The organism is Pseudomonas oleovorans subsp. oleovorans, from assembly GCF_002197815.1.
GTDB lineage: Bacteria > Pseudomonadota > Gammaproteobacteria > Pseudomonadales > Pseudomonadaceae > Aquipseudomonas > Aquipseudomonas oleovorans.
The window spans coordinates 1-26,370 of the sequence record NZ_NIUB01000047.1; the positions used below are offsets into that span (position 1 = coordinate 1).

Annotated in this window: 22 protein-coding genes; 12 read left to right on the forward strand and 10 right to left on the reverse strand. The window is 63.1% G+C overall.

Annotation, left to right across the window (positions count from 1 at the left end):
- Positions 1-284 precede the first annotated feature (284 nt).
- The 3 genes from PSOLE_RS24305 to purU are packed head-to-tail and all read right to left on the reverse strand — an operon-like array spanning position 285 to position 1,787.
- Complete coding sequence (locus tag PSOLE_RS24305) at positions 285-455, reverse strand: hypothetical protein (protein ID WP_003462503.1); 171 nt, start codon at positions 453-455, stop codon at positions 285-287.
- 11 nt (positions 456-466) lie between these two features.
- On the reverse strand, positions 467-892 hold the full coding sequence (locus tag PSOLE_RS20555; protein WP_003462505.1) for a CBS domain-containing protein: 426 nt from the start codon (positions 890-892) through the stop codon (positions 467-469).
- Positions 893-935: 43 nt separating this feature from the next.
- Positions 936-1,787 (reverse strand): formyltetrahydrofolate deformylase, encoded by an 852-nt coding sequence (purU, locus tag PSOLE_RS20560; RefSeq protein WP_003462508.1) that lies wholly within the window; start codon positions 1,785-1,787, stop codon positions 936-938.
- 292 nt (positions 1,788-2,079) lie between these two features.
- Between purU and mvaT the strand changes: the two genes are divergently transcribed.
- Positions 2,080-2,454, forward strand: coding sequence for a histone-like nucleoid-structuring protein MvaT (gene mvaT / locus PSOLE_RS20565; RefSeq protein WP_074860064.1), 375 nt, complete (start codon positions 2,080-2,082; stop codon positions 2,452-2,454).
- Positions 2,455-2,651: 197 nt separating this feature from the next.
- On the opposite strand, the gene sbcB is transcribed toward mvaT, so the two are convergent.
- Positions 2,652-4,100 carry an exodeoxyribonuclease I gene (gene sbcB / locus PSOLE_RS20570; protein ID WP_074860062.1) on the reverse strand — a complete coding sequence of 483 codons (1,449 nt, stop codon included), beginning with the start codon at positions 4,098-4,100 and terminating at the stop codon, positions 2,652-2,654.
- Positions 4,101-4,281: 181 nt separating this feature from the next.
- Here sbcB and PSOLE_RS20575 point away from each other — a divergent pair, with 181 nt between their 5' ends.
- The 8 genes from PSOLE_RS20575 (at position 4,282) to PSOLE_RS20610 (ending at position 12,731) form a co-directional block, all read left to right on the forward strand.
- The gene (locus PSOLE_RS20575; RefSeq protein WP_074860059.1) at positions 4,282-5,040 is read left to right on the forward strand and encodes a hypothetical protein; all 759 of its coding nucleotides are present in this window, start codon (positions 4,282-4,284) and stop codon (positions 5,038-5,040) included.
- Positions 5,041-5,128: 88 nt separating this feature from the next.
- Positions 5,129-5,854, forward strand: coding sequence for an RDD family protein (locus PSOLE_RS20580; RefSeq protein WP_003462518.1), 726 nt, complete (start codon positions 5,129-5,131; stop codon positions 5,852-5,854).
- Positions 5,851-6,831: a stage II sporulation protein M gene (locus PSOLE_RS20585; RefSeq protein WP_003462520.1), complete on the forward strand. Its 981-nt coding sequence runs from the start codon at positions 5,851-5,853 to the stop codon at positions 6,829-6,831. The genes PSOLE_RS20580 and PSOLE_RS20585 overlap by 4 nt, the downstream gene beginning before the upstream one ends.
- On the forward strand, positions 6,818-8,404 hold the full coding sequence (locus PSOLE_RS20590; RefSeq protein WP_003462522.1) for a DUF4129 domain-containing protein: 1,587 nt from the start codon (positions 6,818-6,820) through the stop codon (positions 8,402-8,404). The genes PSOLE_RS20585 and PSOLE_RS20590 overlap by 14 nt, the downstream gene beginning before the upstream one ends.
- A complete protein-coding gene (locus tag PSOLE_RS20595; protein WP_003462526.1) occupies positions 8,401-9,582 on the forward strand; it encodes a DUF4350 domain-containing protein in 1,182 nt (393 codons plus the stop codon). Before PSOLE_RS20590 ends, PSOLE_RS20595 begins: the two co-directional genes overlap by 4 nt.
- A 50-nt stretch (positions 9,583-9,632) precedes the next feature.
- Complete coding sequence (locus PSOLE_RS20600; protein ID WP_373855208.1) at positions 9,633-10,613, forward strand: AAA family ATPase; 981 nt, start codon at positions 9,633-9,635, stop codon at positions 10,611-10,613.
- The gene (locus PSOLE_RS20605; RefSeq protein ID WP_003462532.1) at positions 10,610-11,941 is read left to right on the forward strand and encodes a DUF58 domain-containing protein; all 1,332 of its coding nucleotides are present in this window, start codon (positions 10,610-10,612) and stop codon (positions 11,939-11,941) included. Before PSOLE_RS20600 ends, PSOLE_RS20605 begins: the two co-directional genes overlap by 4 nt.
- A gap of 208 nt (positions 11,942-12,149) precedes the next feature.
- Positions 12,150-12,731 (forward strand): superoxide dismutase, encoded by a 582-nt coding sequence (locus tag PSOLE_RS20610; RefSeq protein ID WP_003462535.1) that lies wholly within the window; start codon positions 12,150-12,152, stop codon positions 12,729-12,731.
- Between the two features lie 136 nt (positions 12,732-12,867).
- Here PSOLE_RS20610 and PSOLE_RS20615 read toward each other — a convergent pair whose 3' ends face one another.
- Together PSOLE_RS20615 and PSOLE_RS20620 are read right to left on the reverse strand one after the other, a co-directional pair.
- Positions 12,868-13,512 carry a hypothetical protein gene (locus tag PSOLE_RS20615; protein ID WP_074860055.1) on the reverse strand — a complete coding sequence of 215 codons (645 nt, stop codon included), beginning with the start codon at positions 13,510-13,512 and terminating at the stop codon, positions 12,868-12,870.
- Between the two features lie 2 nt (positions 13,513-13,514).
- The gene (locus tag PSOLE_RS20620) at positions 13,515-14,810 is read right to left on the reverse strand and encodes an ammonium transporter (RefSeq protein WP_003462541.1); all 1,296 of its coding nucleotides are present in this window, start codon (positions 14,808-14,810) and stop codon (positions 13,515-13,517) included.
- Between the two features lie 302 nt (positions 14,811-15,112).
- Here PSOLE_RS20620 and PSOLE_RS20625 point away from each other — a divergent pair, with 302 nt between their 5' ends.
- Positions 15,113-17,167, forward strand: coding sequence for a putative bifunctional diguanylate cyclase/phosphodiesterase (locus PSOLE_RS20625; protein WP_074860053.1), 2,055 nt, complete (start codon positions 15,113-15,115; stop codon positions 17,165-17,167).
- A 60-nt stretch (positions 17,168-17,227) separates the two neighbouring features.
- On the opposite strand, the gene PSOLE_RS20630 is transcribed toward PSOLE_RS20625, so the two are convergent.
- Complete coding sequence (locus tag PSOLE_RS20630) at positions 17,228-18,133, reverse strand: GIDE domain-containing protein (protein WP_074860051.1); 906 nt, start codon at positions 18,131-18,133, stop codon at positions 17,228-17,230.
- A gap of 10 nt (positions 18,134-18,143) precedes the next feature.
- Positions 18,144-18,716 (reverse strand): LemA family protein, encoded by a 573-nt coding sequence (locus PSOLE_RS20635; RefSeq protein ID WP_013716744.1) that lies wholly within the window; start codon positions 18,714-18,716, stop codon positions 18,144-18,146.
- 190 nt (positions 18,717-18,906) lie between these two features.
- Between PSOLE_RS20635 and PSOLE_RS20640 the strand changes: the two genes are divergently transcribed.
- A complete protein-coding gene (locus PSOLE_RS20640) occupies positions 18,907-20,244 on the forward strand; it encodes an imelysin family protein (protein WP_074860049.1) in 1,338 nt (445 codons plus the stop codon).
- An 887-nt stretch (positions 20,245-21,131) separates the two neighbouring features.
- Here the strand turns inward: PSOLE_RS20640 and PSOLE_RS20645 are convergent.
- On the reverse strand, positions 21,132-21,971 hold the full coding sequence (locus tag PSOLE_RS20645) for a helix-turn-helix transcriptional regulator (RefSeq protein ID WP_074860047.1): 840 nt from the start codon (positions 21,969-21,971) through the stop codon (positions 21,132-21,134).
- Positions 21,972-21,976: 5 nt separating this feature from the next.
- Complete coding sequence (locus PSOLE_RS20650; RefSeq protein WP_003462563.1) at positions 21,977-22,546, reverse strand: GNAT family N-acetyltransferase; 570 nt, start codon at positions 22,544-22,546, stop codon at positions 21,977-21,979.
- A gap of 216 nt (positions 22,547-22,762) precedes the next feature.
- Here PSOLE_RS20650 and PSOLE_RS20655 point away from each other — a divergent pair, with 216 nt between their 5' ends.
- Positions 22,763-26,251: a hybrid sensor histidine kinase/response regulator gene (locus tag PSOLE_RS20655; protein WP_074860046.1), complete on the forward strand. Its 3,489-nt coding sequence runs from the start codon at positions 22,763-22,765 to the stop codon at positions 26,249-26,251.
- The last annotated feature ends 119 nt before the right edge of the window (positions 26,252-26,370 follow it).

Here is a 26,370-nt window from a genome sequence, read left to right on the forward strand (position 1 = left end):
TATCGGGCTTTGGCGATTATGGCCACCTCACCCCGCTGCGCCGCCTCATCCGCTTCCTGTTCGTCAGGCCAGCATTTTGCCTCGGGCTTCCTTCAGATTCGCAGTCGCCCGCGACACCCTTGCCTTCAGCTAACACTTCCCCTTGCCGGGTGTGTAGAGGACTTTCACCTCCAAGTCGCCAGGCTCACCACCACAGTGAACCCGACAGCGCCAGTCACGGCGCTACGCGCCATGCCTGGCGCACCATGAAGAAAGGGCGTCTGCAGGACGCCCTTCGTATTGCATCACGCGCCAGAATTGTCCCGCTGCTCCTGCAACTGTCGCCAGAGCTCGGCCGCCTCGGCGAAATCGGTGCCATCCTCCTCGCTGAGGGCTTCGGGATCGTAGCGCCGCACGCAACCTTCGCCCAATGTCGGAGGCGCCTTGGCGGTGGCCTTGTCCAACGGATCGCTCATCGTCAACACCCTCAACCAATGTTCAGCTCGCCCTGCTCATGCTGGGCGAACTCCTTGACTGCGCGCAGCACATCATGGCGACTGATCTGCCCGACCAGGCGCCCATGCTCGATTACCGGCAGACGCCGCCGCTGGCCACGCAGGAAGCGCTCCGACAGCTCGATGATGTCAGCCTCGGGCGTGACCGTCTCCACCTCGGTGGTCATGTAGGTACTGACGGTGCCACCGACTGCTTCGTAGTAGGCGCCGGAGAGAATGCCGCGCAGGCAGTCGCCCTCGGACAACAGGCCAATCAGGTGCCCCTGGGAGTCGACCACCGGAGCACCGGAAATACGGTGCTCCAGCAGTCGATTGATGGCAGTGAACAGGTCGGTATCCGACCTGAAGGTCACCAGATGGCGAGTCATGTAGTCGCGCACCTTGATGGACTTTAGCATGGGCGTTCTCCTCTTTCGTGCAGTGGCCGGCCCATGCAGCAAGTCAGTCGAATACCACCGTCTTGTTGTCGTGCACCAGCACTCGGTCTTCCAAGTGATAGCGTAGCCCACGCGCCAGCACCATTTTCTCCACGTCCTTGCCCAGGCGCACCATTTCCTCGATATCGTCGCGATGGGTCACCCGCACCACGTCCTGCTCGATGATCGGGCCGGCGTCCAGCTCTTCGGTGACATAGTGCGAGGTCGCGCCAATCAGCTTGACGCCACGCAGCGAGGCCTGGTGATAGGGTTTGGCGCCCACGAAGGACGGCAGGAAGCTGTGATGAATGTTGATCACCCGCTGAGCGAACTCGGCGCATAGTGCCGGCGGCAGAATCTGCATGTAGCGCGCCAGGACGATGACATCAGCCTGGTGCGCCTTGACCAGACGCTCCACTTCGGCGAAGGCCGGAGCCTTGTCCTTGGGGTCGACCGGCACATGGAAGTACGGAATGCCATGCCACTCGACCATGCTGCGCAGATCGTCGTGGTTGGCGATCACGCAGGGGATCTCGCAATCGAGCTCGTTGCTGTGCCAACGGTGCAGCAGATCGGCCAGGCAGTGCGACTCGCGGCTGGCCATCAGCACCACGCGCTTCTTCTGCGCCGAATCGGTAATGCGCCACTCCATCGAGAATTCGCGGGCAATCGGCGCGAAGGCCTGCTTGAAGCCATCGAGATCGAACGGCAGTGAGTCGGCACGGATTTCGTGACGCATGAAAAACCAGCCACTCTGCGTGTCGGAATGGTGACTGGCTTCGGTAATCCAACCGTTGTAGGTGGCGAGAAAATTACTGACTTTGGCAACGATGCCGACGCGGTCAGGGCAAGAGATGACCAATCTGAACGTACGCATAATTAAAACCCCAAGGGCGACGCATAAAGCCGGGCATTCTAACGGCATGCGCGCAAAACTGCAGCAGGGCGCCAGCCTATCGACGTCACCCCAGTCGAATAATGTGCGGTTACGCAGCACTGAAACTTCCACAAGCGCTCGCCATTACCGTTTTAATTCACCGTTGAATGACACAAAGGGTTGCACTGCGGCACAGTCATTTTATCTCGCACTGTTTACTTGCTATTAGTGCCTGATTATTATTGGCCCACTGTTGACTACCACAGACTTATTCACGCCAAGGTAAATATCCATGTCGCTGATCAATGAATACCGCGCCACAGAAGAAGCCATCAAAGAACTGCAAGAGCGTCTGAAGAACCTGTCGCAAGACGACAAGCTGAAGAAAGAACTGGAATTCGAAGGCAAACTGCGCACCCTGATGGGCGAATATCAGAAGTCGCTGCGCGATATCATCGCCCTGCTCGACCCTGAAGCCAAGACTGCCAAAGGCGTTCGTGCAGCCAAGCCTGCCGTCGTCAAGCGTGCACGTAAGGTCAAGCAGTACAAGAACCCGCACAGCGGCGAAGTGATCGAAACCAAAGGCGGCAACCACAAGATCCTGAAAGAGTGGAAAGCCAAGTGGGGTGCCGACGTCGTTGAAGGCTGGGCCACACAGCTGGGCTAACACCTGCGCAACACCCAAAACGCCAGCCATGCTGGCGTTTTTTTATTGTCGCGGTGTTTTTCAGCCCCCAATTATTCAAGGGCGATTTCCGGCAGGCGCAATATCCGCATCAAGCGAACAGTTTCCGCACCGGCCTTTTTCTGGCACACCATGATGTGCGCCTCATACGCTGCACATTGCCCTGAGCACCTGGCCGTTTAAATCCCTACGGAACTTATGGCCAAACGCTCCTGCAACGCCTGCGCATGGGCCTGCCATTGCTGCAACACTTGCAATTGCTCGGGGCTGCAGTTAGCCCGCAGCGACTCCATTGCCGCATAAAATTGCGCCAGGGTATTGGGTGCACCGAACTCTGGATCACTCAAACGCTGCCGACAGAATGCCTCCCAGCGCTGAGACTCAGCGACGGACAGACTGGCCGGAAAATTGCGCGCCCGATAACGAAACAACAACTCGGGCAGTCGTGCATCATCGAACGGCCATTTTTTATTGTTGGCCAATGCGTCAGGTTGAGCGGCACGTACCTGCTCACACAAACGACGATCACGATCACCGATAAAACCATCGTACAGCTGTTGCTCGGGATCGTTACTGCCTGCAAAGGCCTCTTCTCGGTAAACACTCGCCAACTTGCCCAGCCACAATGGCTGTTCATTCTTCAACACGTCGATATGGCGCTGACAAACCGACCAGTCCAACTGCAAACGCTGCCGATCCGCCTCACGCAACACCGACAGCGGCGCCACCACCGGACAGCGGTTGATATGCAGCAGTTTCAGCGGTACCGGCAACTCGCCTTCGGCAAGCGCCTCACGCCGCGTGTAGAGGCGACTGCGCAGCGTGTCGGCATCCAGATTCAGCAGAGGCGATGGATCGGCCTGCAGATCACAGACGATCAGTGCATTGCGATTGCGCGGATGCCAGGCCAGCGGCAGGACCGGCGCCAGATAATGACGTGCCGCCGAGAAACGCCCGGAAACGTGCAGCACTGGCTGCAGCAGGCGAACCTGATCCATGACCCGCTGCTTGCTGCGCAGTTGATAGAGGAAGTCGTACAGTTTTGTTTGCCGCTCGCGCAGCAGCCGTGCCAGGCCAATGGTGGCGCGTACGTCGGACAGCGCATCGTGCGCCTGGCCGTGATCGATGCCGTTGGCCTGGGTCAGCCGCTCCAGCTTGAGCGATACGCGCCCCTCCTCCTCAGGCCATTCGATGCCTTCGGGCCGCAGTGCGTAAGCAGTGCGTACCAGATCGATCAGATCCCAGCGGCTGTTGCCGCCCTGCCATTCGCGCGCGTAAGGGTCGAAGAAGTTGCGATACAGGCTGTAACGCGTCACCTCATCATCGAAGCGCAGGCTGTTGTATCCCGCACCACAGGTGCCGGGCGCCGATAACGCGGCATGCACACGGGTCATGAACTCCCCCTCGTCCAGCCCCTGTTGTTGCAGACGCTGCGGGTCGATACCGGTGACCAGGCAGGCGGCCGGGTGCGGCAGGATGTCATCGCTGGGCCGGCAATAGATGTTCAGCGGCTCGCCGATCTCGTTCAGCGCCTCGTCGGTACGAATGCCCGCCACCTGCAGCGGACGATCACAACGCGGATTGATACCGGTGGTCTCGTAGTCGTACCAGAAAATGCTGGAAGTCATTGGCGGCTCCATACCCTGGACAAAATGGCCGCCAGTTTATCATTCACCTGCGGCCTCGCTGCCGCCGGCAAAAGCATGCACCAGCGCACAGGCGCCGCACGAGCAGGTGTACTGCACTTGAGAAAAATGCTGTAACCATTAGCATTGGCGCTCCTCTAACACTCTGTACAAGGACGCAACCATGAGTGACGCGATTACCCCCAATCCCTATGCCGCCCCCTCCAGCGATCTGCAACAGTCGCCCCAAGGTCATGCACCGAGTATCGAAGAAGCCCTGGCACGTGGTTATGACTTCAGTATCGGTGAGCTGCTGAGCGAGTCCTGGAGCAAGGTCAAGGGCACCAAAGGCATCATCATCGGTGGCTTTCTGGTGTTCTACGTGGTGCTGCTGGCCGCCACCTTCATCCTCGGCGGCGTTGTCGGCATCTTCGGCGCGCTGAGCGATAGCATCGCCCTGATGTTCATCGGCGAGATCCTGATTTCGCTGCTGGCCTCGGCGCTGGCCTATCCCTTCATGGCCGGGATCAACATGGTCGGTATTCGCCGTGCCGCCGACCAGCCACTGAGCTTCAACGAAATCTTCAGCCACTTCGGGCGCACCGTGCCGCTGATCATCACCGCCGTGGTGATGATGCTGCTGATCTACCTCGGCATGATCCTGCTGCTGATCCCCGGCATCTACCTGGGCGTCGCCTACCTGCTGGCCATCCCCTTGGTGGTCGAACGCGGCCTGTCGCCCTGGCAGGCGCTAGAAGCCTCGCGCAAGGCCATTACCCAGCACTGGTTCAAGGTCTTCGGCCTGTTCATCGTGCTCGGTCTGATTATCATCGTCAGTGCCATCCCGCTGGGCATCGGCCTGGTATGGAGCATTCCACTGATGGTCGTGGCCATGGGCGTGCTCTATCGCACCATTTTTGGCGTACTGCCTGCCGCTCGCTAACCGACGCCACTCGGGCCAGTTCACTGGCCCGGTTGCGTTCGTGGCCCGCTGCTCGCTAGCATCGGGCTTTCCTTGATGCAGTCCGCCGATGCCTTCACGCTCAAGCGTCAGTCTTTCGTCCCACCAGCCGCCTCTGGATACCCGCTATCAGGTCGAAACGCCGGAAGGTATCGATCTGCATCTGCGACCGGCCGGGCTGGTGCCGCGCGCCCTGGCATTCGCCATCGACCTGGCCATTCGTGGCCTGATTCTGATGGTGATGTTCATCGTTCTCGGCCTGCTCGGTCAGTTCGGCATGGGCCTGGGCACCATCCTGCTGTTTCTCGTGACCTGGTGGTACATGGTGCTGTTCGAGGTGTTCAACCAGGGCCGCTCTCCCGGCAAGCAGATGCTCGGCCTGCGCGTGGTGCACGATGACGGTACGCCCATCGGCTGGGCCGCTTCACTGACGCGCAACCTGCTGCGCTTCGTCGATATCCTGCCGTTCGGCTACACCCTGGGCATCATCAGTTGCCTGAACCATCCGGCGTTCAAGCGCCTCGGCGATATTGCCGCCGGCACCCTGGTGGTCTATCGCGATGCGCCGTTGAGCAAACCGCAGTTGGCCGATGCCGAACCGCTGCCAGCACCCTTCCCGCTCAGCCTTGACGAACAACGCGCCATTCTCGGTTTTGCCGAACGTGGTAGCCAACTGTCCGCCGCCCGCAGAGCGGAGCTGGCGGCGCTGCTGGCCGAACCGCTACAAGTGCCTGCCGAACAGGCCGAGCCGCGCCTCAACGGCATCGCCCGTGGCCTGCTGGGGAGTGCACCGTGAAACAGAGCCTGTTCGAAAGTCGCCATCAGCCAGACTGGGATGCGTTCAACAGTCAGCTCGAGGCGCTCGAGCGCGGCAGGGCCGATGCACAGACCTGCCAGAGCTTCGCCGCCCGCTACCGCCAGCTCTGTCAGCATCTGGCCCTGGCCCAGGCCCGCGGTTACAGCAGCCATCTGATCGATCAGCTGCAGCAGCTGGCGATGCGTGGCCACCAGCAGTTCTACCGTCATCGCAGCCACCTCGGCGCACAGACGATCCGCTTCCTGTTCGGCGGCTTCCCACGCCTGGTACGTAGCGAATGGCGCAGCGTCTGCGTCGCCAGCCTGCTGTTCTTCGGCAGCCTGGCATTGATGGGGCTGCTGACCTATCTCTATCCCGAGCTGATTTTCAGCCTGGTCAGCCCCGACCAGGTCAGCGAAATGGAGCGCATGTACGATCCCGACGCGCGCCGCCTCGGCCGCTTCAGTGAACGCGGTTCGGGCGACGACTGGGTGATGTTCGGCTTCTACATCATGAACAACATCGGCATCGCCTTTCAGACCTTCGCCAGCGGCCTGCTGCTCGGTCTCGGCAGCCTGTTCTTCCTGCTGTTCAATGGCCTGATGATCGGCGCAGTGGCCGGCCACCTGACGCGCATCGGCTATGGCGAGCCGTTCTGGTCCTTCGTCATCGGCCATGGCGCCTTCGAGCTGACCGCCATCGCCCTGGCGGGTGCAGCCGGTTTCAAGCTCGGCTGGGCGCTGCTCGCCCCCGGCCGCCTGCCCCGTGGCGAAGCCTTGCGCCTGGCCGCTGGCAAGGCGATACAGCTGGTGGCCGGGGTGATCCTGTTCCTGCTGCTGGCCGCCTTCATCGAGGCCTTCTGGTCATCCACCACCTTCGCCACCCCGAACATCAAGTACGCCGTCGGTGCCGGGCTCTGGGCGCTGGTACTGGGTTATCTGCTGCTGGCCGGTCGGAGGCAGCATGCGCCTGACTGAAGCCAGCGTTGCCATCCGCCCGCGTAGCGCCTGGGAAGCCATCGACCTCGGCGTGCTGCTCGCCCGTCGTCACGCCGGCCTGCTGATGGCCAGTTGGGCGCTGGTCACGCTGCCGCTGTTCGCCCTGCTCTGCGCCTTGCTCTGGCAGTATCCGGGCTGGGCCATCTTCGTCTTCTGGTGGCTCAAGCCGGCCTATGAGCGACTGCCGCTCTACATCCTGTCGCAAGCGCTGTTCGGCAACACACCCTCGCTGAGGCAGGCCTTGCGCGCACTGCCAAAACTACTATGGCCACAATTGCTGGCCAGCCTGACCTGGCGCCGCTTGAGCCCGACGCGCAGCTTCGATCTACCCGTACAGCAGCTCGAAGGCCTGTCCGGCCAGGCGCGCAGCCAGCGCCTGGTGGTGCTTGGTCAGCGTGACAGCGCCGCCGCTACCTGGCTGACCCTGGTCGGTGTACATGTGGAAATCGCCCTGTGGATGGGCTTGGTCGCGCTGTTCTATATGATGCTGCCGCAACAGGTGGAACTGAACTGGAGCTGGGAAAGCCTGATTGCCGCCAGCAGCGGCCAGTGGCTGTGGCTGGAACACCTGTCCAACCTGCTTTACGTGCTGCTACTGATTCTCTGGGAGCCGGTCTATGTGGCCTGCGGATTCACCCTCTACCTCAACCGCCGCACCGCCCTGGAAGCCTGGGATATCGAACTGACCTTCCGCCGCCTGCGCCAACGCCTGACCGGCAGCGCCTATGCCCTGCTGCTCGGTTGCGCCGTGCTGCTGACGCAGCTGCCCAGCGAGGCCTGGGCTGACACTGCGCCAGCCGTCAGCGCGGAGGCCAAGCAGGCTGACCCGCAAGGCCCCGACGCGCCACGCCTGCTCCAGCAGCCACTGAGCAGCCAGGCCGCGCGTGAAAGCATCCAGGCCCTGCTCGACGAACCGCCCTTCCAGCACCGCGAAACCGTCACGCGCTGGCGCCTGGGCGAAGATAAGCCCGCGGAGGAAACCAAACCGGAGGACATCGAAGCCTTCCTCGACATGCTCAAGAACCTGCTCAAACTCGGCGAATGGTGGAAGAGCCTGGATGTCGTCGCGCAAGTCTTTGAAGTACTGCTGTGGGCGGCGCTGGCCGCGCTGCTGGCCTTCGTCTTGTGGCGCTACCGCGAGTGGCTGCAGGCCTTTGGCGAACGCATCGGTCTGCCGACGCGGCGCCGACCGGTGGCACCGCAACAGCTCTTTGGCCTGGAACTGGCCCCGGAGAGCCTGCCCGATGATGTCGCCAGCGCAGCCGAACGGCTCTGGGCCGAACAACCGCGCGCAGCGCTGGGCCTGCTCTACCGTGCCCTGCTCAGCCGTTTGCTGCACCAACACCGTCTGCCGTTGAAGCAATCGCATACCGAAGGCGAGGTGCTCGCGCTGGTCGCGGGCCTCGGGCAGCACGATCTGGAAGCTTACTGTCGTCAGCTCACTCAGCACTGGCAGGCGCTGGCCTATGGTCACCGCGCACCAGCCGAATCACTGCGCGAGGGTCTGTGCCAGGGTTGGCGCAGCCTGTTCGGCCAGGAGCAGGCGACATGAGCCGGCGCACCGGATTCGCCCTGGCCATGGCTCTGCTGCTGGGCCTGGGGCTGATCGCCAGTTATCTACTGGGCAAACTCGAACCCTATGAAGACGTGATCGAGCATGGCCCAGCCCCCGAGGTTGCCAGCAGCCCTTACCTGGCCGCCGAACACTTCCTGCGCCAGCAGGGTATCGTCGCCCGTCGCGCCGAAAGCCTGGCTGTACTGGACGGTCTGCCCAGCGCGGGCCAGACCCTGATGCTGCTGGCCGACCGTGGCAACATGACGCCGCGTCAGGTCGAGCGCGTGCTGCAATGGACGGCCAATGGCGGTCATCTGCTGTTCATCGCCGAACGCCTGTGGGACGAAGAGGAAGGCCAGAGCGGCGACCTGTTGCTCGACCTGCTCGGCATCCAGCAGTACATGAGCGACGAACTGGATGAGGAAGAAAGCAGCGAGGCAGAAATCGAGCAGGATGAAAACGCAGCTTATCCACAGCTGACCAAGCTCTACCTGGAGAACGAGCAAGCCCCGGCCTACATCGCCTTCGACACCGATTTTCACCTGTACGAGGCGCAGAACCGCGCGCACGCCTGGGCCAATAGCGAGGCCGCCACGCACCTGCTGCAGCTGTACCATGGCGATGGCCTGATCACCGTGCTGAGCGATCCGTGGATCTGGCAGAACCGCACCATCAATGAATACGACCATGCCTGGCTGCTCTGGTACCTGAGCCAGGACAGCGCCGTGACCCTGCTCTACCACGCCGACAGCGACGGCCTGGCGCGCCTGCTGCTGCGCCATTTCCCGCTGGCCTTGCTGGTGCTGGGCCTGCTGATCATCGCCACCCTGTGGCACGTCGGCATGCGTCACGGTCCGTTGCAGGCACCAGTCAGCCGCGCCCGCCGTCAGCTCGAAGAGCACTTGCGCGGCAGCGCCGATTTCCTCCTGCGCCATGGCGGCCAGCACAGCCTGCTCAGAGGCCTGCAACAGGACATCAATCGCCGTGCGCGGCGCCGCCACCCCGGTTTCGAGAAGCTCGCCGTCGCCGAACAGTGGCAGGTGCTCGGTCGCCTGACCCGCCTGCCCGCCAAGGACATCAGCCAGGCCATGCGCCCATTGCCGCCGCAACGCCTGTCCGCCAGTGACTTCACCCGCCAGGTCGCCCACCTGCAAACCCTCAGGAATGCCCTATGAGCGAGATCCCCGAGAACGACAACCTGCCGCAGCAGGAAGCCCCGGCTGCCATGCCGAGCAACCCGCAAGCACAACAGCGCCAACGCGCCAGCCAACTGGCCCAGGCCCTGCGCGCCGAGCTGCGCAAGGCCGTGATCGGCCAGAGCGCGGTGATCGACGACGTGCTGACCGCACTGATCGCCGGTGGACACGTGCTGGTCGAAGGTGTGCCGGGGCTGGGCAAGACCCTGCTGGTGCGCGCCCTGGCGCGCTGCTTCGGTGGCGAGTTCGCACGCATCCAGTTCACCCCGGACCTGATGCCCAGCGATGTCACCGGCCATGCCGTGTACGACATGCAGAGCGAGCAGTTCAAGCTGCGCAAGGGTCCGGTGTTCACCAACCTGCTGCTGGCCGATGAAATCAATCGCGCACCGGCCAAGACCCAGGCCGCCCTGCTGGAAGTGATGCAGGAGCGCCAGGTGACCCTGGAGGGCCGCGCCCTGCCGGTGCAACTGCCGTTCATGGTGCTGGCGACCATGAACCCGATCGAGCAGGAAGGCACCTACCCGCTACCGGAAGCGGAGCTGGACCGCTTCATGCTCAAGCTGCGCATGGATTATCCGCAGCAGGATGAAGAGCTGAACATGGTGCGCCAGGTGACCCGCTCGGCCAAGGCCGACATGCTCGAAGTCAGCCCGCTGCGCACCCTGCTGCAAGCCAAGGACGTGTTGGCCCTGCAGAAGATCGCCAGCGATTTGCCACTGGATGATCAGGTGCTCGATTACGCCGTACGCCTTGCCCGCGCTACCCGCAGCTGGCCGGGCCTGGCCATGGGTGCCGGGCCGCGTGCATCGATTGCCCTGGTGCGTGGCGCCCGTGCCCGCGCACTGCTGCGCGGTGGCGATTTCGTTCTGCCGGATGACATCAAGAGCTGCGCGCTGGCCGTGCTGCGTCACCGCGTACGTCTGGTGCCGGAGCTGGATATCGAAGGCCTGTCGGTGGATCAGGTTCTGCAACAGTTGCTCGATCAGGTACCGGCGCCACGCCTATGAAACCTTCGCGCCTGCTCCTCGGGCTACTCGGCGGCCTGTTCGCCGCTGCCGTGCTGCTCGGCGCCCTGCCCCTGCTCGGCATACGCCTGGCAGACAGCCTGATGCCACTGGCCTGGGGGCTGTTGCTGGCTTTGCTGCTGATGGCCGCCGTCGATGCCCTCTGGCTGCGCCGCCAGGATTCGCCACGGCTGGAGCGCGTGCTACCCGGCAACCTGCCGCTAGGGCGCTGGAGCGAGGTGCAACTGATCGCCCATCACGATTTCGCCCAACCGCAGGAAATCGAGGTCTTCGACCATGTGCCGGAAGGCATGGCTTTCGATTTCCTGCCGCAACGCATCACCCTGCAGCCTGGCCAGCAAACGCAGCTCAGCTATCGCCTGAAACCATTGAATCGTGGGCATTTCCACTTCGCCCAGTGCGAGCTGCAACTGCCCAGCCCACTGCGTCTGTGGCAGGCCAGGCGCCTGCTGCCGCTGGCTGGCGAAAGCCGCGTCTACCCGGACTTCGCCCGCCTCTACGGCGCGCAACTCAAGGCCGTCGACGACTGGCTGAGCCAACTGGGCGTGCGCCAACGCCCGCGTCGCGGCCTGGGCCTGGAATTTCACCAGCTACGCGAGTTTCGTGATGGCGACACCCTGCGCCAGATCGACTGGAAGGCCACTGCCCGCAAGCGCACGCCCATCGCTCGCGAGTACCAGGACGAGCGTGACCAGCAGATTGTCTTCCTGCTCGACTGCGGCCGCCGCATGCGCAGCCAGGACGACGAGCTGTCGCACTTCGACCATGCGCTCAACGCCTGCCTACTGCTCAGCTACGTCGCCCTGCGCCAGGGCGATGCCGTCGGTCTGGCGACCTTCGCCGGCAACCAGTCGCGTTACCTGGCACCGGTCAAGGGCCCTGCGCAGTTGAACGTGCTGCTCAATGCCGTCTATGACCTCGACACCAGCCAGCAACCGGCCGACTTCAGCGCCGCTGCCGACTTGCTGCTGGCGCGTCAGCGCCGCCGCTCGCTGGTGGTATTGGTGACCAACCTGCGCGACGAAGATGATCAGGACCTGCTCGCCGTCGTGCGCCGCCTGTCGCGCCAGCATCGCGTGCTGATCGCCAGCCTGCGCGAGGAAGCGCTGGATCGTCTGCGCCAGACGCCGGTGGAACAGTTCGAACAGGCCCTGGCCTACTGCGGCACGCTGGACTACCTCAATGCCCGCACCGACCTGCATGAGCGCCTGGCTGCCCATGACGTGCCGGTGCTCGACGTCCGCCCGGGCGAACTGGGCCCGGAGCTGGTCAGCAGCTATCTGTCCTGGAAGAAGGCCGGCGCACTCTAGAAGCGACTGCCGCCACAACAGAAAGTCGAAGCCAATGCTGCAGAGACCCTGGCACCGGCTTTTCCACACAGATGTTGCGTGGTTATGGTCGTGACCGGGTGCTATGATCCCGGGTCTGCGGCGCAAAGAGTACAAACTCGACGCCGCCTGTGGGCCGCCCGTGATCGGCCTTGCGCATACCGCACACGACCTGAGTAGGAGATAGACCATGGCTTTTGAATTGCCGCCGCTGCCTTACGAAAAGAATGCCCTCGAGCCGCACATTTCCGCCGAGACCCTCGAGTTCCACCACGACAAGCACCACAACACCTACGTCGTGAACCTGAACAACCTGGTGCCGGGCACCGAGTTCGAAGGCAAGAGCCTGGAAGAAATCGTCAAGACCTCCTCGGGCGGTATCTTCAACAACGCCGCCCAGGTGTGGAACCACACCTTCTACTGGAACTGCCTGTCGCCGAACGGCGGTGGCCAGCCCACTGGCGCCCTGGCTGATGCCATCAACGCGGCCTTCGGTTCCTTCGACAAGTTCAAGGAAGAGTTCAGCAAGGTCTCCATCGGCACCTTCGGTTCCGGCTGGGGCTGGCTGGTGAAGAAGGCTGACGGTTCCCTGGCCCTGGCCAGCACCATCGGCGCCGGCTGCCCGCTGACCAGCGGCGACACTCCGCTGCTGACCTGCGACGTCTGGGAACATGCCTACTACATCGACTACCGCAACCTGCGTCCGAAGTACGTCGAGGCGTTCTGGAACCTGGTGAACTGGGACTTCGTCGCCCAGAACTACGCGGCCTGAATCCAGGCTCCGTAACACAGGAACCCGGCCTCTTCGGCCGGGTTCTTCGTTTTCGGCGCCAGGGAACTGGTAGGGCGGGTGCAACCCGCCAGAATGCCAATGGCGGGTTACACCCGCCCAACTTCAAGTCGCCCATCTAAAGCAGACGCCGCGGAGAAAACGCCGCGCCCAGCTCCTCCACCCGGGCGACCGCCTGGCTCAGCACCCGGTCGGCGCGTACCGGGCCGAGAAACTCGCACAAGCCGATGTAGAGCAGATTGAGCAGCTTGCGCAGTTGCTCCAGCCCCAGGCTTTCGACGCCATCGGCCGCCCCCTGCTCCAGCCAGGCGCGCAGGCGCAGGCCAAGCTCCTGGCTCACCTCCATGCCATTCAGGCTGCCGGCGGCGAAGCGGCGCAAGGCCTGTTGCTGCTGCACATCCAGTTGCTCCAGCAAGGCCTGGTTCAGAGCCAGAAAGGTCGTTTGTGCGGCGCTATCCGGAGTCGCCACTTGCCTTACGGCCTCATTGCGCCCCTGGCGCCAAGCGGCCAGTTGCTCCTCCGGGTCAGGCAACAGCTGCGAGGGTGGCCCCGTCAGGGCGCCAACCAACTCGCGATACAGGCGTGCTCGTTCGAGCTTGCGCTCGGTGCGTAGCACCACCTCGGCGAGAAACTCATTGAGAGCGAACGGCGGCTGCTCCGCGTACTTGTTCTCCCACAGCGCCAGCAATGGCCAGACCTCTTCATCCGAGAAGTGTCCGGCCAGGCCGGTGTAGATCGCGCGACGACGCAGGCTCAATCTCATCCTCAGCCCCTCCTCGACCATTGCTCACTGTCGAAGGTCTGCGTCAGATTGAACTCTGGATAACCGACCTCGGCATGCTCGGCAAAATCCAGCCCACGCTGCTCATGCTGGGTCGAAACCCGCAGACCCATGGTCTTGGCCAACAGGAAGTAGAACACCAGGGCAACCGGAAAGGCCCAGAGAAAGGCAGCCGCAGCGCCCAATGCCTGCACCGCGACACGCTCCCAGTTGAACAGGTCGCCCTGATAGAACAGACCTGCAGCCAGGGTGCCCCAGATACCGGCGAATCCGTGGACTGGAATCGCACCGACCACATCGTCGAGCTGCAGGCGATCGAGCAAACGCATGCCGTAGACCACGACAAACCCGGCGATCAGACCACTGAGCAAAGCGAAACCCGGTGCCATGCTGGCGCAGCCGGCGGTGATGCCGACCAGCCCGCCAATCGAGCCGTTCACCGTGGTGGTCAGCAATACCGGGCTGGCCGTGCTGCGTTGTGCCAGCAGAGCGCCGAGCGCACCAGCGACCGCAGCCAGGTGCGTGTTCAAGGCGATCAAGCCGAGACTGCTGCTGACTTCCAGGTTGCTGCCAGCGTTGAAGCCGAACCAACCGACCCAGAGGATGAAACCGCCCAATGCCACCAGGCCAAGATTGTGCCCAGGGATCAAGCGTGCCTTGCCATCAGGAGCGAAACGCCCGAGACGCGGGCCCAGCACCAGAATCCCTGCCAGCGCGCACCAGGCACCGATGCTATGCACCACGGTCGAGCCGGCGAAATCGATGAAGCCCAGCTTGGCCAACCACCCCTGACCGCCATACAGACCACCCCACACCCAGCTGCCGAATATCGGATAGATCACGCCGCTGATCAGTACTGCGCCAATCAGATAGGCGCCATACCGCGTGCGTTCGGCCATGGCACCACTGGCGATGGTCGCAGCGGTGGCGGCGAACATCATCTGGAACAGCAGGAAGGTGTAATCCCAGGGCTCGCCGTCATTCAGCGCGAAGTGACTCATGCCGAACCAGCCAGTGACATTGGCACCGAACATCAGGCCGAAGCCGAACAGCCAAAACACGATGCCGCCAAAGCAGCAGTCCATGTAGTTCTTCATCATCACGTTGACCGCGTTCTTGGCCCGCGACATACCGCTCTCCAACAGGGCGAAACCCGCCTGCATGAAGAACACCAGCACGCTGGCCAACACCAGCCAGGCCGTATTGGCGGCCTCTTCGCTGGCAGCATGGGCCTGTGGGGCAAAGCTGACAGCGACGAGCAACAGCACGAGCGTTTTCATCACGAATCCCCTCCCGGTCGATGCCCGGCCTTCGCAACTCTTGTGCCAGCGGCCAAGCAGACGGCAGGTGACGCGTCAAAGGCGTAACAACGACGGACGGTCAATATGACCAAAGGTATTCAAGTACGGCGCAATCGCACCGACACAGAGCAGTGAGTCGGCCTCCAAACAGCGATTCGCACCAGGAGCGTTCCTTGTGGGATAAATAGTGCCACCCGGCATGATGGCCCTTTGACGGCCAGGCCTAGATTGCCAATACTCTCGTCTGACTGACGCTGTAAGCATCGACATAAGGAATGCCTTTGAAGCTGGAATTGAAAAACAGCTTGTCACTCAAGTTGCTCCGCGTGGTGCTGTTGTCAGCACTCGTAGTAGGAGTGGTATTGAGTTGTGCGCAGATTGTCTTCGACGCCTACAAGACACGTCAGGCGGTGGTCAACGATGCCCATCGCATCCTCGGCATGTTCCGCGACCCTTCGACCCAGGCGGTATACAGCCTGGACCGCGAGATGGGCATGCAAGTGATCGAGGGGCTGTTCCAGCACGAATCGGTGCGTCACGCCTCCATCGGCCACCCTAACGAGCCCATGCTGGCGGAAAAATCCCGCGACCTGGCACAGATGCCGACACGCTGGCTGACCGACCCGATTCTTGGCCAGGAGCAACAGTTCTCTATCAAACTGGTCGGCCGAGGCCCCTACAGCGAATACTACGGCGACCTCAACATCACGCTCGACACGGCCCCTTACGGCGCGAGCTTCGTCACCAACTCGGTGATCATCTTCATCTCCGGCGTGTTGCGCGCCATGGCCATGGGCCTGGTGCTCTATCTGGTCTATCACTGGCTGCTGACCAAACCGCTGTCGAAGATCATCGAGCACCTCACCAACATCAACCCGGATCGCCCCAGCGAACACAAGCTGCCCATGCTCAAGGGCAACGAGAAGAACGAGCTGGGTTTGTGGATCAACACCGCCAACCAGTTGCTGGCCTCCATCGAGCGCAACACCCACCTGCGCCGGGAGGCCGAGAACAGCCTGCTGCGCATGGCTCAGTACGACTTCCTCACCGGCCTGCCCAACCGCCAGCAACTGCAACAGCAGCTCGACCAGATTCTCGAAGACGCCGGCCGCCTGCAACGCCGCGTCGCCGTGCTCTGCGTCGGCCTGGATGACTTCAAGGGCATCAACGAACAATTCAGCTACCAGAGCGGCGACCAGTTGCTGCTCGCACTGTCCGACCGTCTGCGCAGCCATAGCGGCCGCCTCGGTGCCCTGGCCCGCCTGGGCGGCGACCAGTTCGCCCTGGTTCAAGCCGACATCGAACAACCCTACGAAGCCGCCGAACTGGCGCAGAGCGTACTCGACGACCTGGAGCTGCCTTTCCTGCTCGATCAGCACGAAGTGCGCCTGCGCGCCACCATCGGCATCACCCTGTTCCCGGAAGATGGTGACAGTACCGAAAAGCTGCTGCAGAAAGCCGAACAGACCATGACCCTGGCCAAGAGCCGCTCACGCAACCGTTACCAGTTCTATATCGCCAGCGTCGACAGCGAGATGCGCCGCCGCCGTGAGCTGGAGAAGGATTTGCGCGACGCCCTGGCGCAGAATCAGCTGCACCTGGTCTATCAGCCACAGGTGGACTATCGCGATCACAGCATCGTCGGCGTCGAGGCGCTGCTGCACTGGCAACATCCACAGCATGGTTTCGTGGCGCCGGATCTGTTCATCCCGCTGGCCGAGCAGAACGGCACCATCATTCCCATCGGCGAGTGGATTCTCGACCAGAGCTGCCGCCAGCTAAGGGAATGGCACGACCAGGGCTTCAGCAACCTGCGCATGGCCATCAACCTGTCTACCGTGCAGTTGCACCACGCCGAGCTGCCGCGCGTGGTCAACAATCTGATGCAGGTCTACCGCCTGCCGCCGAAAAGCCTGGAGCTGGAGGTCACCGAAACCGGCCTGATGGAAGACATCAGTACCGCCGCCCAGCATCTGCTCAGCCTGCGCCGCTCCGGTGCACTGATCGCCATCGATGACTTCGGTACCGGCTATTCCTCACTGAGCTACCTCAAGAGCCTGTCGCTGGACAAGATCAAGATCGACAAGAGTTTCGTCCAGGATCTGCTCGAAAATGAAGACGATGCCACCATCGTTCGCGCCATCATCCAGTTGGGCAAGAGCCTGGGCATGCAGGTCATCGCCGAGGGCGTGGAAACTGCCGAGCAGGAAGCCTACATCATTGCCCAGGGCTGCCATGAAGGTCAGGGTTACCTGTACAGCAAGCCACTGCCGGCACGTGAGCTGACGCTGTTTCTCAAGCAGGCGCGGCGTCTGAGCTCAGCGGCGACGCTCTGACCACTCAAACAGGAACGCCGCGATTGGTCGCGGCGTTTTCATTCGTACCCGCAATCGCGCTTACCAGTTCTGCACGCCAAACAGCCAGGCCGTGGCCAATGCACCGAGCAGGCACAATACGGCGCCACCCGCAGCCTGCCAGTAGAAGCTGCGCGCCAGCTCGTCTTCTCCGCTGTTGGAGAGAATGAACGGCTGCCGCTCGCCAGGCTTGGCCATCTGATGCTGCATCGGCTCCAATGCCTTTTGCCGATGCCGGTCTTCAGCCTCCAGTTGTGCAGCCAGTCGCACGCGATTCCATTCCTGCTCATCGAGTTCACCGTTGCCGTCGCTGTCAAAACGGCGCAACAGGCCGAGGTAATCGCCCTTCCATTCGCGGATCACTTCACCCTGAGCGGCATGCCTGTCGAATTCCTGCTGCGCCGCGCCACGGGTACGAAAGTCGCCAATGGCATACAAGGGTTGCCCGACATGGAAGCGCTCTTCGGTGTAGCGATAGCGCGTGCCACTGCTGAGAAAACCGAGCAATCCCGTCTTGGCCGACCCCAGCGGGTGCCGCAGGTTACCCTCCCAGACGTCACGCACCGCCGCACGAATCTCGGCACCACGCGGGTCGATCAGGCATTCGCCGGTGCCATCGACCAGGCGCAACCAGGCGTCACTGGCGCCACTCTCGATCACTCGCCAACTGCGCTTCTTGCCGCTGGAGCGATACTCCTCGATGCGAAAGCGCCACCACAGGCAGGGTTTGCCGGTGAGCGGCCCGCGAATCTCCATGTCAGGCAGCGCTTCGAGTACACCATAGAGTTCGACATAACCCTGCGCCGCAGAACGGATCTTCGAGGTGGGAGTATCGAGCAGATGACGTGCCTGCGACCAACGCCGCAGGCACCACCAGGCGCCGCCCAGGCATGCGCTGAGGGTCAGCGTCAGGGTGAAGAAGAAGCCGAAAGGGTCCGCCTGCATCATCGGCTGACGCTCAATTGAATAGCGACTTCATATCTACATCGGCTTTTTCCGCATCGCTGAACACCAGCAATTCGGCAGCCGGGAAGTTGAACATGCGCGCGATGATCACGTCGGGGAACTGCTCGATACGCACATTGTTGAGGTTGACCGCCTCGTTATAGAGCTCGCGGCGATCGGCGATACCGTTTTCCAATCCGCTGATGCGCTGCTGCAGGTGCTGAAAGCTGTCGTTGGCTTTCAGCTCAGGGTAGTTCTCGGCCAGTGCGAACAGCTGGCCGAGGCCGGCACGCAGGCCACTCTCGGCCTTGCCCAGGGCACTGACATCCTGCTGCTCGCGGGCGCTGGCCACGGCGCTACGTGCGGCGATGACCCGCTCCAGAGTCGAGCCTTCGTACTGCATGTATTGCTTGCAGGTTTCCACCAGCTTGGGCAATTCGTCATGACGCTGCTTGAGCAGCACGTCGATGTTCGACCAGGCCTTGCTCACTCCATGCTTGAGGCGCACCAGGCCGTTGTAGAGGGACACCGCGTAGGCGCCGAGCAGGACGAGGACGACGATAACGATCACGGCGGTCAGGCTCATGCAGCTTTCTCCATGCAGAACTGCGTATCAGGTGCTGGCATTCTAGCGGCAGCGATGGCCTTGGGCAGCGATATCCTGCACAGGGATGAATAATGGCCTTTACACATAATGCGAAACATTTGCATTATGTTGCAGTTTTTCAGGTACTACCGAGTACCACTCATATTTCGTACATGCAAAGGACCCCGCCATGATTCGTATGCCCCTGGCCTCCGCCAGCCTGCTGGCCATCGCCATTTCTCTCGCTGGCTGCGGCGAAGACAAAGCCCCTGCCACCCAGGCTGCAGCGCCTGCCGCCGCCACCGAGAGCGCGGCTCCAGCCACCGCGGCTAAGGTCGACGAGGCAGCGGCGAAGGCCGTGGTCAATCATTACGCCGATCTGGCTCTGGCCGTGTTCAGCGACGCCGCGAGCACCGGCAAGGCACTGCAGGCTGCAGTCGATGCGCTGCTCGCCGATCCGAGCGAAGCGACCCTGAAAGCCGCCCGTGAAGCCTGGCTGGCCGCCCGCGTGCCGTACATGCAGACCGAAGTGTTCCGTTTCGGTAACCCGGTGGTCGACGAGTGGGAAGGTCAGCTCAACGCCTGGCCGCTGGACGAAGGCCTGATCGACTACGTGGCCGAGGACTACCAGCACGCCCTGGGTAACCCGGGCGCGCAAGCCAACATCATCGCCAACACCGAGATCCAGGTGGGTGAAGACAAGATCGATGTCAGCGAAATCACCGGCGAGCTGCTGGCCAGCCTGAACGAGCTGGGCGGTTCCGAAGCCAACGTTGCCACTGGCTACCACGCCATCGAATTCCTGCTCTGGGGCCAGGACCTGAACGGCACCAACCCTGGCGCCGGCGAGCGCCCCTACACCGACTACCTGGTCGGCGAAGGCGCCACCGGTGGCCACAACGAGCGTCGTCGCACTTACCTGAAAGCAGCCACCGACCTGCTGGTCAGCGATCTGAACGACATGGTCGAACAGTGGAAAGACGGCGTGGAAGGCAACTACCGCAGCGAGCTGGTCGCCGATTCGGCCGACAACGGTCTGCGCAAGATGCTGTTCGGCATGGGCAGCCTGTCGCTCGGCGAACTGGCGGGCGAGCGCATGAAGGTCGCACTGGAGGCCAACTCCACCGAAGACGAGCATGACTGCTTCAGCGACAACACCCACAACTCGCACTTCTACAATGGCAAAGGCATTCGTAACGTCTACCTGGGCGAGTACAAGAAGGTCGACGGTAGCACCCTGACCGGCCCGAGCCTGTCCGAGCTGGTGGCCAAGGCTGATGCCCAGGCCGATGCCACGCTCAAGGCAGACCTGCAGGAAACCGAAGCCAAGCTGCAGGCACTGGTCGACAGCGCCGAGAAGAACAACGTGCACTTCGACCAGTTGATCGCGCAAGGCAACGCCGAAGGTCAGCAACTGGTACGTGACGCCATCGCCGCCCTGGTCAAGCAGACCGGTGCCATCGAACAGGCCGCGGGCAAGCTAGGCATCAGCGACCTTAACCCGGACACTGCCGATCACAAATTCTGATCGACATAGCGGACTGAAAAAGCCGGCGCCTCCGCAAGGAGCGCCGGTTTTTTTTTGGCTCTTCGCATAGTGTGGTGAAGGTACGGATTGACACCGTACTGGCAAGTTTGTGTGCGTATCGCTTACTGACTTGGCACCATCCATTACCGCGTCTGCTGAACGTTTGGGTTGCGCCCCTTACGGGCGCCACACCTTGATTCGCTTTGCTCACCCTTCGGGCCAGCCTGCGGCTGTTACTGCGCTTCGCTACGTTTCTTTGCTTGCCCAAGAAAGGTGTGCCAAAGAAGGGCACCCCGACATCCGGGTTTCGCTACGCGAAACTTCCTTCGCTCCGGTGCTGCTCCGGGGGCCGGCTTACAAGGGCCATCCCTGGCCCTTTAAGCGGGGCCGCCGTCGGTATCTCGCCGCATCCATGCGGCTCGCTCCCCTACGCAACACCTCCACTCGGCCTCCTGAAGGGGATCGGGTCGCGAGCTTGCGTAATCTCCACGTAATTAAACTCAGCGGCGTCTGGCTTTTGCTCTTTCACCGCGATCTTACAGACGACGCCCAAATCCCCTTCAGGAGGCCGAGTGGAATCACCGTGGAAGGGGTTGAGCGACATGGATGTCGCGAGAGCTGCGATGGGCCAGGGATGGCCCTTCGCAGCGTGCCCCTGGAGTGGTGATGGAGCGAGGAAACCCCGGCGTAGCCGGGGCCGGATGGTGGGGTGCCCTTCTCTTTGGTTACTTTCTCTTGGGCAAGCAAGAGAAAGTGACTCGCCCGTAAGGGGCGAAACCCTTCAGATCAGACGACGCGCTAACGGATAGTGCCTGCACCGGCAGCTAACATGTAATTGCCAGTCCGGTGTCGGGCGTATCCTCCGCGCGAAAATGCGAAGAACCTTTTTATTCCTGCTGCCAGCTCCGGGCCACCGCACTGCGATATTCGCCAGGGCTCACGCCATAAACCTGCTTGAACTGTCGCGACAAGTGGCTCTGATCAGCGAAGCCCAACTGCATGGCCACAGCGACCGCCGTGCAGCCCGTCTTGAGCAACGCCCGCGCCTGCTCCAGGCGCCGTTGCTTGAGCCAGGCATGCGGTGGCAAGCCGGTCTCGCGGCGGAACACTCGAGCGAAATGAAACGGTGAAAGATTGACCGCAGCCGCCAGTTCCTCCAGCGAGGGCGGCTCGATCAGCCGCTCGGCGAGCATCTGCTTGGCACAAGCCACTGCCCAGGGCTCACGCCCAGGCGCAGGTGGTTCGGCAAGCTGCGCATGGTGCTGAAACAGCAGCAGCATTGCCTCACGCCAGGCCAGTTGCTGCTGCAGTGCCTCGGCGCCGCCCTCGAGCAGTTGGTGCAGTTGCAGAAAGGCCGCGTGCAAACGTGGATCATGCAGCACACTGAAGGCAAACGACGGCATGCCAGCCTTGGCCAGACCCAGCTCCTGCAGCGCCCCCAGAACCTGGGCGTTGTCGGGATAGAAACCGCGATAGCGCCAACCGTCTTCGTGCGCCTTGGAGCCGGTGTGCACTTCGTCCGGGTTGATCAGCACCATGCTGCCCTGTGGGGCCAGATGATCACAACCGCGATGACGAAAGCGCTGGGCGCCATGCTCGATCACGGTGAACACGAAACCTTCATGCACGTGGGGCGCGAAGCGCTGTTCAAGGTAGCGCGCCTGCAACAGCTCGACGCCGCTCAATGCGGAAGCTTGCCAGAAGCGGGTCTGCTCGCGACTGTGCATCAGGCTCAGGCGTTGAAGCCCGCCTCCATGGCCCCACGCAGCGCCGGCCATTCCAGGTCGGTGATGCTGTACAGCACGGTGTCATCGAGTCGGCCATCAGCCAGACGGCGATGGTTGCGCAGCAACCCTTCACGAACGGCACCAAGCTTCTCGATGGCGCGTTGCGAACGCAGGTTGCTGGCGGCAGTTTTCAGTTGCACGCGAACCATGCCCCAATTTTCGAAAGCGTGCTTGAGCATCAAGTACTTGATGCTGGTGTTCAACCCGCTGCCATGCTGATTGCGGTCGAGCCAGGTCCAGCCGATTTCACAGGCCGGCAGGGGGTTCATGAAGTCGGCGAAGCGGGTGGTGCCTACCCACTCGTTACCCAGACGAATGACGAACGGCAGTGCCCGCTGCTCGCGCATATCGGCCAGGGCGCTGCGGTACCAGTCCAGTCGCTGAGTACCGCTCATGTACAGCAGCTCCTCGCGATTGGCTTCGGCCAGCGCCACCAGCGCGGGGATATCGGCGTCAGAGAGCGGTTCCAGGCGCAGAGCGCCACGTTGCAAAGTCACCAGCTGCGGCTTGAACATAGAGCCTCCTCAGGGTCCTTCCTTGGGCAGAATCGCAAACGCGCCAAGCTATCAGCCCCTGCGCTGCTGCACAATCGAGTCCCGTCGCAAAGCACGTCTGCTTGGCTGCGACCTTGGTCGCAGCCGACAGCGCCCGGCTTTGTGCAACACTGATCAACATCGGCCTCGCCTCGGCGGCCAGGCTCATTTCGTTTCACTGTGCGTTTCGGAGTCTGCATGTCGCTGTCCCCCGGGTTGATCGCCGCGGTCGCCCTGATCTACATGGCCATTCTTTTCGCCATCGCCTTCTATGGTGACCGCCGCAGCACGCCCATGCCGCCGAAGATCCGTGCCTGGGTGTACTCGCTGTCGCTGGCCGTTTACTGCACCAGCTGGACCTTCTTCGGCGCCGTCGGCCAGGCCGCCGAACAGCTATGGTCATTCCTGCCGATCTACCTCGGGCCGACCATTCTGCTGCTGACCATGCCCTGGGTGCTGCAGAAGATGGTGATGATCAGCAAGCAGGAGAACATCACCTCCATCGCCGACTTCATCGCCGCGCGCTACGGCAAGTCGCAGTCGCTGGCCATCGTGGTGGCGCTGATCTGCCTGGTCGGCGTGCTCCCCTACATCGCCCTGCAGCTCAAGGGCATCGTGCTCGGCGTCAATCTGCTGATCGGTGTACATGCCCAGGACACCGGCACCAGCGCTCAGGACACCGCGCTGATCGTGTCACTGGCTCTGGCGTTGTTCACCATTCTGTTCGGCACCCGCAACCTCGACGTCACCGAGCACCATCGCGGCATGGTGCTGGCGATTGCCTTCGAGTCGCTGGTCAAGTTGCTGGCCTTCCTCGCCGTTGGTGCCTTCGTCACCTTCGGCCTGTACAACGGCTTCCACGACCTGCTCGAACAGGCACACAACACCGCCGAGCTGGACGCCTTCTGGAACGAGGCGGTGAACTGGCCGGCGATGCTGGTGCAGACCGGCATGGCGATGATCGCCATCATCTGTCTGCCGCGGCAGTTCCACGTCACCGTGGTGGAGAACATCGAACCCAAGGACCTGCGCCTGGCGCGCTGGGTATTCCCCGCCTACCTGATGCTGGCTGCGTTGTTCGTCGTGCCCATCGCCCTCGCCGGGCAGATGCTGCTGCCGGCAGGCGTGACACCGGACTCCTTCGTCATCAGCCTGCCGCTGGCCGAAGCCCATCCAAGTCTGGCGGTGCTGGCCTTTATCGGCGGCGCCTCGGCCGCCACCGGCATGGTGATAGTCGCGTCCGTCGCCTTGTCGACCATGATCTCCAACGACATGCTGCTGCCCTGGCTGCTGCGCCGGCAGAGCACCGAGCGGCCGTTCGAGGCCTTCCGCCACTGGATGCTCACCGCGCGGCGGGTCAGCATCGTGCTGATCCTGCTGCTGGCCTACGTCTGCTATCGCCTGCTCGGTGAGGGCACCAGCCTGGCAACCATTGGCCAGGTCTCGTTCGCCGCCATCGGCCAACTGGCCCCCGCCATGTTCGGCGCGCTGGTGTGGAAACAGGCCAACCGCCGCGGCGTGTTCGCCGGCCTGATCTTCGGTGCCATGCTCTGGTTCTACACCCTGGTCCTGCCACTGGCGGCACGTGGCATGGGCTGGTCGCTGGAGAGCTTCCCCGGCCTGACCACCCTGCTCTACGCCCCCATCGGCCTGCAGGTCGACCCGCTGACCCGCGGCGTGGTGCTGTCGCTGGCCGGCAATATGCTGCTGTTCGCCTGGGTCTCCTGGTTCTCCCGCACCCGGGTGTCGGAGCACTGGCAGGCCGGGCGCTTCATCGGCCACGACCTGGGTACCAAACCCAGCAGTCGCAGCCTGTTGGCGGTGCAGGTGGAGGATCTGCTGCTGCTCGCCAGCCGCTTCGTCGGCGAGGAGCGAGCGCGCAAGAGCTTTATCCGCTTCGCCTACCAACAGAACCCGAGCAAGGGCTTCGAGCCCAACCAGCCGGCCAACAGCGAGTGGATCGCCCATACCGAGCGCCTGCTCGCCGGCGTGCTCGGCGCCTCCAGCACCCGCGCGGTGGTCAAGGCCGCCATCGAAGGCCGCGAGATGCAGGTCGAGGACGTGGTGCGCATCGTCGATGAGGCGTCCGAGGTGCTGCAGTTCAACCGCGCCCTGCTGCAGGGGGCGATCGAGAACATCACCCAGGGCATCAGCGTGGTCGACCAGAACCTGCGCCTGGTGGCCTGGAATCACCGCTACCTGGAGCTGTTCGAGTACCCCGAGGGGCTGATCTACGTCGGCCGGCCGATTGCCGAGATCATCCGCTTCAATGCCGAACGCGGCATGCTCGGCGGCGGCGACGTCGAGGAGAACGTCGCCAAGCGCCTGTACTGGATGCGCCAGGGCACCGCGCACAGCTATGAGCGGGTATTCCCCAACGGCCGGGTGATCGAGCTGATCGGCAACCCCATGCCCGGCGGCGGCTTCGTCATGAGTTTCACCGACATCACCGAGTTCCGCGAGGCCGAGCGAGCGCTCAAGGATGCCAACGAAAGCCTGGAGCGGCGAGTCGCGGAACGCACCCAGGAGCTGTCCAAACTGAACCAGGCGCTGACCGAGGCCAAGGCCCACGCCGAGGCCGCCAACCAGTCGAAGACACGCTTTCTCGCCGCGGTCAGCCACGACCTGATGCAGCCGCTCAACGCCGCGCGGCTGTTCTCCGCGGCGCTGGCCCACCAGGACGAAGCGTTGCCGAGCGAGGCGCAGGAACTGGTGCGCCACCTGGACAGCTCGCTGCGTTCGGCCGAGGACCTGATCACCGACCTGCTGGACATCTCGCGCCTGGAGAACGGCCGCATCGCTCCGGATCGCCACCCCTTCGCCCTTGCCAGCCTGTTCGACACCCTCGCCGCCGAGTTCGGCGTGCTGGCCGCCGAACAGGGCATCGACCTGCGCGTGCGCGGCAGCAAGCAGTGGGTCGACAGCGACAGCAAGCTGCTGCGGCGCATCCTGCAGAACTTCCTGACCAACGCCTTCCGCTATGCCAAGGGCCGCGTGGTGCTCGGCGTACGCCGCGAGGGTGACCACCTGCGCCTGGAGGTGTGGGACCGCGGCGCCGGCATCCCCGAGGACAAGCGCAAGGTGATCTTCGAGGAATTCAAACGCCTCGACAGCCACCAGACCCGCGCCGAGAAGGGCCTGGGCCTGGGCCTGGCGATCGCCGACGGCCTCTGCCGCGTGCTCGCCCACCGCCTGGAAGTGCGTTCCTGGCCAGGCAAAGGCAGCGTGTTCAGCGTCAGCGTGCCGCTAGCGCGCCAGCCGGCGGCCAAGCCCAAGGCGGCGGCCGGCAGCGAGGTCAACGGCCAGCCGCTGCAGGGCACCCAGGTGCTGTGCATCGACAACGAGGACAGCATCCTCACCGGCATGCACAGCCTGTTGTCGCGCTGGGGCTGCCAGGTGTGGACGGCGCGCAACCGCCTGGAATGCGAGCACCTGCTCAGTGAAGACGTACGCCCACAGCTGGCGCTGATCGACTACCACCTCGACGAGGGCGAGACCGGCACCGAGCTGATGGCCTGGCTGCGCACGCGCCTGGGCGAGCCGGTGCCCGGCGTGGTGATCAGCGCCGACGGCCGCCCGGAGCTGGTGGCCGAGGTGCATGCCGCCGGCCTCGACTACCTGCCCAAACCGGTCAAGCCGGCCGCCCTGCGCGCGCTGCTCAGCCGTCATCTGGTGTTGCGCGGCTAGGGGGCCGAATGTTTTCCACAGGGCGGAACCACTGCTGAAGGTTTGCCACCTCTACCGCGACGTCCCCCACCGGCATTGGCGCACCAGGCGCCACAGCCTGGCCGGGTACGCGACGCAGG

Coding starts and splice junctions, on each gene's coding strand:
- PSOLE_RS24305 (WP_003462503.1), bottom strand. CDS start 455: ATGAGCGATCCGTTGGACAAGGCCACCGCCAAGGCGCCTCCGACATTG.
- PSOLE_RS20555 (WP_003462505.1), bottom strand. CDS start 892: ATGCTAAAGTCCATCAAGGTGCGCGACTACATGACTCGCCATCTGGTG.
- purU (WP_003462508.1), bottom strand. CDS start 1,787: ATGCGTACGTTCAGATTGGTCATCTCTTGCCCTGACCGCGTCGGCATC.
- mvaT (WP_074860064.1), top strand. CDS start 2,080: ATGTCGCTGATCAATGAATACCGCGCCACAGAAGAAGCCATCAAAGAA.
- sbcB (WP_074860062.1), bottom strand. CDS start 4,100: ATGACTTCCAGCATTTTCTGGTACGACTACGAGACCACCGGTATCAAT.
- PSOLE_RS20575 (WP_074860059.1), top strand. CDS start 4,282: ATGAGTGACGCGATTACCCCCAATCCCTATGCCGCCCCCTCCAGCGAT.
- PSOLE_RS20580 (WP_003462518.1), top strand. CDS start 5,129: ATGCCTTCACGCTCAAGCGTCAGTCTTTCGTCCCACCAGCCGCCTCTG.
- PSOLE_RS20590 (WP_003462522.1), top strand. CDS start 6,818: ATGCGCCTGACTGAAGCCAGCGTTGCCATCCGCCCGCGTAGCGCCTGG.
- PSOLE_RS20595 (WP_003462526.1), top strand. CDS start 8,401: ATGAGCCGGCGCACCGGATTCGCCCTGGCCATGGCTCTGCTGCTGGGC.
- PSOLE_RS20600 (WP_373855208.1), top strand. CDS start 9,633: ATGCCGAGCAACCCGCAAGCACAACAGCGCCAACGCGCCAGCCAACTG.
- PSOLE_RS20605 (WP_003462532.1), top strand. CDS start 10,610: ATGAAACCTTCGCGCCTGCTCCTCGGGCTACTCGGCGGCCTGTTCGCC.
- PSOLE_RS20610 (WP_003462535.1), top strand. CDS start 12,150: ATGGCTTTTGAATTGCCGCCGCTGCCTTACGAAAAGAATGCCCTCGAG.
- PSOLE_RS20615 (WP_074860055.1), bottom strand. CDS start 13,512: ATGAGATTGAGCCTGCGTCGTCGCGCGATCTACACCGGCCTGGCCGGA.
- PSOLE_RS20620 (WP_003462541.1), bottom strand. CDS start 14,810: ATGAAAACGCTCGTGCTGTTGCTCGTCGCTGTCAGCTTTGCCCCACAG.
- PSOLE_RS20630 (WP_074860051.1), bottom strand. CDS start 18,133: ATGATGCAGGCGGACCCTTTCGGCTTCTTCTTCACCCTGACGCTGACC.
- PSOLE_RS20635 (WP_013716744.1), bottom strand. CDS start 18,716: ATGAGCCTGACCGCCGTGATCGTTATCGTCGTCCTCGTCCTGCTCGGC.
- PSOLE_RS20640 (WP_074860049.1), top strand. CDS start 18,907: ATGATTCGTATGCCCCTGGCCTCCGCCAGCCTGCTGGCCATCGCCATT.
- PSOLE_RS20645 (WP_074860047.1), bottom strand. CDS start 21,971: ATGCACAGTCGCGAGCAGACCCGCTTCTGGCAAGCTTCCGCATTGAGC.
- PSOLE_RS20650 (WP_003462563.1), bottom strand. CDS start 22,546: ATGTTCAAGCCGCAGCTGGTGACTTTGCAACGTGGCGCTCTGCGCCTG.
- PSOLE_RS20655 (WP_074860046.1), top strand. CDS start 22,763: ATGTCGCTGTCCCCCGGGTTGATCGCCGCGGTCGCCCTGATCTACATG.